Consider the following 6,753-nt stretch of genomic DNA (forward strand, 5'->3'; position numbering starts at 1 on the left):
CCGAGGGCGCCAACAAGTCGACCACCGTGAACAGGTCAATATTCGAGCGCCCGCTGATGCTCCCCGACGAGGTCGGACGTCTGTCAAGGCGGAAGGCCCTACTCCTCATAGCAGGCGCCTACCCGTTCAAGGACGACAAGTACGACGCGTCGCAGCATCCCCGGTGGGACGAGGTCGAGCCGGGGCACAAGGGGGCAAAACACAGCGCGCCCTTCGACTTCGGAGCGTACGCGGAAAGGACGAGGGGGTGATTCCAGGGCAAAGGGAAACGGCAGCGGCAATGCCTCTGGCAACAAGGCCGGGCCGAGCTTCCACCCTCGGCGCGGCTGCCGCCGCCTAGACGCAAAGGAGCGCTCGCGCGCTCCGCAGCACAATCTTATCACGCAACGCAAGGCGCCCCTTCCACCTCGGCGCCAAAGACGCAAAGGAGGCATTAGCATGCTTGCAAAGATCATCGCCCTCGTCACGGGCTGCGTGACGTTCCTGGGCGGATTCCTCGTTGTCTGGGGAGCGGTGCAGCTCGGCAGGTCCTTCGGAAACCGCGGAGGCGGCGGCGAGGGCATGGAGGCGGGCATCGCGACAATCGCCGGCGGCGCGATCATCATCGCCGCCGCGGTCTACTTCGGCCAGCTCGACACCTCGTGGATGCCGGCTTAGGAGGCCCCGTTGATCGACGACAAGCTCCATATCCCGATCCAGAAGGACATCGGGGAGTACGAGCAGAAGCTCTTCGGGGACATGTCCATCAGGACATGCGTCTGTCTGGCGGGAGGATTCGCCACCGCGGTCCTCGTCGCATCGGCCTCGTGGTTCTGGCTCGCCATAGACCCCTCCGAGATGACGTTTCCCATCATGCTCTCAACGTTGCCCTTCTGGCTCGCCGGCTTCTGGAAGCCCCACGGCATGCCCTTTGAGAGGTTCCTGCCGCTCGTGGCCAGACATCACATGGCCACGCGCCACTACGAATTCAGCCCCAGCCACCGCAGCGGCACAGACATGCCGCTGGCATTGGAGCCGAAAACACTGACCCGCAAGGAAAGAAAGAAAACCTATCGAAAGGGGGCGGAGCTCTATGAGCCTGCTGAGGAAGCGTAAGAAGGGCGCCCTGGAAAAGAAGAAGCAGAAGAGGCAGAAGGGCACCATCGACCTCTGCGGATACGAGCTCATGCTCGAGAACGGAGTGGCGCAAGTCGCCCCAGGCCTCTTCAGCCAGACGGTGCAATTCGGCGACATCACCTACCAATGCGCCAGGAAGGACACCCGCGAGAACATCTACAGCACCATGAGCGCGCTCTACAACTACTTCAACCCGGACACCAGCGTCCAGGTAACGATCACCAACGAGCCCGTTCCCGCGGAAGAGATCGGCAACAGGACGTTCTTCCCCAAGACCGATCCCTGCCTCGACGCATACGTGGATGAGTACAACCGCATCCTCAACGACAAGATGCGCGAGGGAGTGTCCAACCTGAAGAGACAGAGGTACCTGACCTTCACCACGAAGGCCGACGACTTCGACTCGGCAATCCCCAAGCTCGCACGAATGCGCAACGACTGCACGCAGGCGCTTGCAAGGATCAAGAGCAAGTCCGAGCCCGTCAAGGGCGCGGAGAGGCTCAGGATCGCCCGCGGCCTGCTGAGCCCGCTTTCTCCCTTCGACTTCGACTGGGACAATTTGTCCCAGTGCCCGACGGCGAGGAGCGTCGACTTCGTGGCACCCATGTCCGTCGACTTCAAGCCCAACGGCCGCAATGACGCGTTCAGGGCTGACGGGGCATGGTGCTGCGTCATGGCAATAAGGTCCTTCGGCTCCATCCTCATGGACGACTGCCTCGCAAGCATCGTCGACCTTCCCATCCCGCTTTCCGTCTCGCTGCATCTAAGGCCGATCCCCCAAGACAAGGCAATCGACATGGTGCAGGGCAAGATCGACTGGATGGACATGGAGGAGCGCGGACAGAAGAGCCGAGCCGCCAGCAAGGGAATCATCCTCACGCAGACCTCCACCGCGCTACGCTACTCGCGCGCGGACGCCGAGGAGCTCCTGGACTTCCTGCGCAACAAGAACGAGCGGCTCTTCGAGTACGCCGGCTACGCGTTCACCTATGCGGCGAGCGAGGAGGAGCTGGACGAGCAGGTCGACCGGATCATCTCCACGGCCAGGGGCTCTGCGCTCACCGTCGAGAAGCTCAGCTACCGCCAGCAGGAGGGCTGGGGCTCCGTGCTCCCATTCGCCACCAACAAATGCGATGTGACCAGGCTCCTCACCAGCGGCCAGATCGCCATGCAGATGCCCTTCGCATCGCTGGAGATCAACCAGCCTGGCGGCATCTACCTCGGACAGTCGAAGATCACCAACACTCTGGCCATCCTGGATAGGCTCTCCCTGCCATCGCCCATGGGCTTCGACTTCGGAACCCCCGGCACAGGCAAATCCAACGCGCAGAAGAGCGTCTGGCTGCAAGTCCGCATGCTCTACGGAGGCAGGGCTCAGGGAATCTGGATCGACCCAACCGGGGAGGGACGCCCAGTCGCAGAGGCGGGAGGCGGCGTGAGCATCAGGCTCGCAGCCGACTCGGGCCAGTTCATGAACCCTTTCGACACGAAGGATGTCGCGGCTCTGAACGAACCGCTTCAGAAGGCCTTTAAAGTGGACGCCTTCCTGGCGCTGTCCGCATCGATGATGGCCGAGGGAAACCAGGGCCTTACCCAAGCGGAGCGCTCCATCATCGCGCGATGCGTGGAGGAGGCCTATGCACGCTCCGGCGTTGACGGCACACCGGTGCTCGAGGATTTCTACAACCTCCTTCTTGAGCAGCCCGAAGCAGCGGCCAAGGGCATCGCGCTGCGCTACGAGCGACACGTCAAGGGCTCCTTCTCGTTCTTCAACCGAAGGTCCAACGTGGATCTCGACGCCCCGATGGTCAACATCGACCTCCATGACCTGAACTCCGACATGAAGGTGTTCGGCATGCTGACCGCCCTCGAGCAGGTACGAAACCGCATGTACCAGAACTTCGCGGAAGGAAAGACGACCTGGCTCTTCATCGACGAGGTCCAGAGCCTCTTCAAGCATCCGGCGGTCATCGCCTACTTCGAGAGCTTCTGGGCAGAGGGCCGCAAGTTCGGCCTCGTTGCCACCGGGCTCTCCCAGAACGCAAGCTTCATGCTGGGAAGCGACATCGGTTCGACGATGATCCTCAACTCCGACTACCTGATGCTCCACAAGCAGTCCACCGTCGACCGAGACCTCTGGGCAGAAACCCTCAACCTCTCCGACGAGGAGGTCAGGTACATCGACGACGGGATCAAACCCGGCGACGGGCTGCTGGTCGCAGGCGGCGCCAGGATGCCGATCACCAACGAGCTGCCCAAGGGAAGGATCTACGACCTGCTGACGACGAAGCCCTCCGAGGTCAACGCCCTCGGAGGCGGAGGAAGGTCCGCGCGATGACGCGACTCCCTGACAGGAACCCCATGCACGAAGTGGTGGCAGGCGAGCAGGAGAACCTCCTCAACTCCGGCGTGGTGTCCGGCGGCGACGCGTTCCGCGAAGGCGTCGTCGGAAGCGGCGTCGGCGTGCCGGGCGGGGCAAGCGCGGAGCGGACTGCGGCCGGCATGGGGTTCAAGCACATGGTAGCCGCATCGCTCGTAGACGAGTTGGACGACGCCGAGGAGCTGGAAGGATCCCGCGACGTCTACGATGCGGCAGAGGGCGGCAGGGCCGTCAGAAGGAAGCTCGCCTCACGCAAAGCAGCTAAGGCGGCAGAGAGGGCCGGTGGCCAAGGAGCCGTGCCCGACCCGGCGGGAAAGGCGAAGTCCGCAGCCGACCCCTGCAAGCAGGCGGCGGAGATGCGCGCGAAGTCCAACGGTGCGGCGGGAGCGACCAAGGCGTCCGCGGACGCGGCCGCAGGCGCTTCCGTGGAGATGTCGGCCCAGACAGTCGGAACGCAGGTGGCTGGCGCTGGCGCCTCCGCAGCCACCGCAGCCGCAGCGGCCGAGGGAACCGCGGGCACCACAGGGGCAATCGCCAGCGCCGGCATACCCGTAGCGGGCGTTGTGACGGGAGTCGTGGCGTTCGTCCTGGGGGCCCTGCTGGTGGGACAAATTGTCTCAGCGCTCTTCGGGTTCTGGCAGAGCGAGGCCAACAAGCAGGCGATGGAAGGCCTGCCTCCATACATCACCTACGAGATGGTCGAGGCGGCCTTGGACGCCCAGGAGAGGTATGGGCATCCCGCAGGCTGCACTATCGCCCAGATCATCTGCGAGAGCGGCCAGGGCGACCACATGAGCCAGCTTGCGACCAGGGACCACAACCTATTCGGCATGAAATGGGCTTCATCGTACGCCTCCGCCCCAGAAGTCGCAGGAAAGTCATCCTGGGCGACCGGAGAGGAGGCTGCCGACGGTAGCCACTACGCTATCACCGCCCAGTTCATCGTCTTCGAGGGCGATGAAGAGTGCATCCGGTTCAGGAGCCGCGTGTTCCTGCAAGCTGGACGGTACGCGAACAACCCTCTGATCAAGGAGGCTGTGGCAAACCACGACTCCGACAAGATGGCCGAGGGCCTCAAGGACGCTGGCTGGGCCACGGACTCCAGCTACGTGGAGACGCTGAAGTCGATCATGGACACCTACGGGCTGAGGCGCTTCGACGGACTAAGCCTGGAGGACTTCAAGGCCGGCGAGGGGGCGGGCAACGTCATCGTCGCCGCAGCTTACAGCCAGCTCGGCGTGCCGTACGTCTGGGGTGGATCCACCCCGGGAAAGGGATTGGATTGCAGCGGCCTGACACAGTACTGCTACCGCCAGGCGGGCATACGCATCAGCCATTACACGGAAGACCAGAAGAGCGAATTGAGGCAGATACCCATATCCCAGGCGCAGCCTGGGGACATCCTCTACAAGTACGGCCACGTCGCCATATACATCGGCGACAACAAGTACATCCACGAGCCTCACTCGGGTGACGTATGCAGGATTGCAACGGGAACCAACTACTTCACATGCGCCCTAACGGCGCGTCGTTAGAAAGGAGCAAGGAATGGAAAGGAAGAGCAAGGCCATGGCAGCACTCGCATGCATGGCCCTCCTCGCGCTCATCGGGGCGGGATGCGCCCGCTGCACCATGGTCCACGCCGGCCAGCAAGAACAGGCCGGCCAAGAGCAGAGCGAGTCCCCGGAGGCCGCAACCGACGAAGCAAAAGGCAGCCTAGAGGAACTTCTCGGATCCAAGTGGACCTCCCGGGACGGCAAGTCGGCTATGTCCATCGTGAACGGCGCCTTCGTGGAGCGATGCGGGAGCAACGAGGAGATCACCTACTGGACACCCGAGAAGACCAGCGCGGACGAAGGAGGGTTCTCCGAGTCCATCTGGGTCAGCGACAGCCTCACAGAAACGCAGTCCCCGTCCATCATCAGGGTCGATATCGCCGACGACGGCAGCCTCGCGGCCACCTGCGACTCCTTCAAGCTGGCAACGTCCTACGTCATCGACGCGCCCGAGAGCGCCGAGCTCAGCATCACGGGGAACGTCGGCTACCTGGCAAGCCTGGCCAACGTCGACCAGGCGAAAATCGCCGAGTGTCTGCAAGCCCATGCAGGCGCCAAGTGCCCGTATGCGAAGGCCGCGAGCTGGGACGGCGAGATCTTCATTGACGCCAATGCCGAGAGGATCAGCTCGACCTTCACCCTCGATGACCCAAACGGGACCATCGTGACCGTCATCATCGACGGCAAGACGGGCAGGATCTCTGCGATGTGATGCGGATGTCAGTTGTTTACAGAACCATCGGCGACCGCCGCTTCAGGATAGCCTTCGCGATGACGCTCGCCGTTCTTGCGGTGCTGCTAGTTCCCGTGCACAACGCCTATGCGGACATCGCCGGAGACATCAACGATTGGCTGGCCGAGCTCCTGAGAGACGCCGCGAACTGGATGTTCTCCAAGCAGGTCGACGTCCTCAAGGGAATCGGATACGACGGCATCCTCGGCGCGGACTTCAGCTCCATGCTCACCACCTCGGGCAGCGTGTCGATGTACGACATAGCCTGCGGCGTGTGGAGGGTCGCCATCCTTCCCATCGGCTGCGGTGTGCTCTCCCTGGTGTTCACTGTGAAGCTCATTCGGATCTCGCAAAGGGTCGATGGCAACGCCTCGATGCCCGGGGTCAAGGAGGTCGTGTTCCTGCTCGTGTTCTTCGCGGTGTTCCTGTTCCTGATCCAGCATAGCTTCGAGCTCATGCAGTCGATCTACGAAGTGGTCGGCATCGCCATCGACAGGGTCATGGTCATGTTCGGAACCGGGGGCGCGCTTGACTTGGCCGCGGTTTCCATCGTCACCCCCGACGACGACATCCCGGCGCTGCTCGCCATGCTCATCGTCTCCCTCATCAGCTGGGTGGTGGTGCTGGCCGCCTACATCGTCGCCCTGGTCGTCTGCTGGGCCCGTGCCCTGCAGCTCTACATCATGGCTGCGTTCAGCCCCATCCCCCTTGCCTTCATGGCCCTGGACGACACCAGGCAGATCGGAGTCGGGTACCTGAAGAACTTCGCCGCGGTCTGCATCGCCGGCCTGATCATCGTCATCCTCATGATCGCCTTCCCGCTGATCCTCGGAGGAATCGTCGGCGTGAACCCTGGGACGGGAACCTCTGCGGATGCCATCGCGAACGGCCTCACTTACGCGCTGCAGTACCTGGCGATGTGCATCCTGCTCATCCTCTCGCTCGTGAAGAGCGGAGCGTGGGCTCGA

7 protein-coding genes are annotated in these 6,753 nt (G+C 63.0%); all 7 read left to right on the forward strand.

What is annotated here, in order from left to right; translation table 11 throughout:
• The coding region (locus GPA_RS19685) for a type IV secretory system conjugative DNA transfer family protein (RefSeq protein ID WP_041239847.1) at positions 1-251 on the forward strand (251 nt) is incomplete at its 5' end.
• Between the two features lie 187 nt (positions 252-438).
• Positions 439-657: a hypothetical protein gene (locus GPA_RS16535; RefSeq protein ID WP_015540594.1), complete on the forward strand. Its 219-nt coding sequence runs from the start codon at positions 439-441 to the stop codon at positions 655-657.
• A 9-nt stretch (positions 658-666) separates the two neighbouring features.
• The gene (locus GPA_RS16540) at positions 667-1,095 is read left to right on the forward strand and encodes a PrgI family protein (RefSeq protein ID WP_083809221.1); all 429 of its coding nucleotides are present in this window, start codon (positions 667-669) and stop codon (positions 1,093-1,095) included.
• The gene (locus GPA_RS16545; RefSeq protein WP_015540595.1) at positions 1,073-3,454 is read left to right on the forward strand and encodes a VirB4-like conjugal transfer ATPase, CD1110 family; all 2,382 of its coding nucleotides are present in this window, start codon (positions 1,073-1,075) and stop codon (positions 3,452-3,454) included. The genes GPA_RS16540 and GPA_RS16545 overlap by 23 nt, the downstream gene beginning before the upstream one ends.
• A gap of 23 nt (positions 3,455-3,477) precedes the next feature.
• The gene (locus GPA_RS20475) at positions 3,478-5,031 is read left to right on the forward strand and encodes a C40 family peptidase (RefSeq protein ID WP_269446295.1); all 1,554 of its coding nucleotides are present in this window, start codon (positions 3,478-3,480) and stop codon (positions 5,029-5,031) included.
• 13 nt (positions 5,032-5,044) lie between these two features.
• On the forward strand, positions 5,045-5,764 hold the full coding sequence (locus GPA_RS17045; protein ID WP_015540597.1) for a hypothetical protein: 720 nt from the start codon (positions 5,045-5,047) through the stop codon (positions 5,762-5,764).
• A 5-nt stretch (positions 5,765-5,769) separates the two neighbouring features.
• Positions 5,770-6,753, forward strand: a 984-nt coding sequence (locus GPA_RS16560) for a conjugal transfer protein TrbL (protein ID WP_156791097.1), incomplete at its 3' end; no start/stop codon positions are given.

It is taken from the genome of Gordonibacter pamelaeae 7-10-1-b (genome assembly GCF_000210055.1).
Classification (GTDB): Bacteria; Actinomycetota; Coriobacteriia; order Coriobacteriales; family Eggerthellaceae; genus Gordonibacter; species Gordonibacter pamelaeae.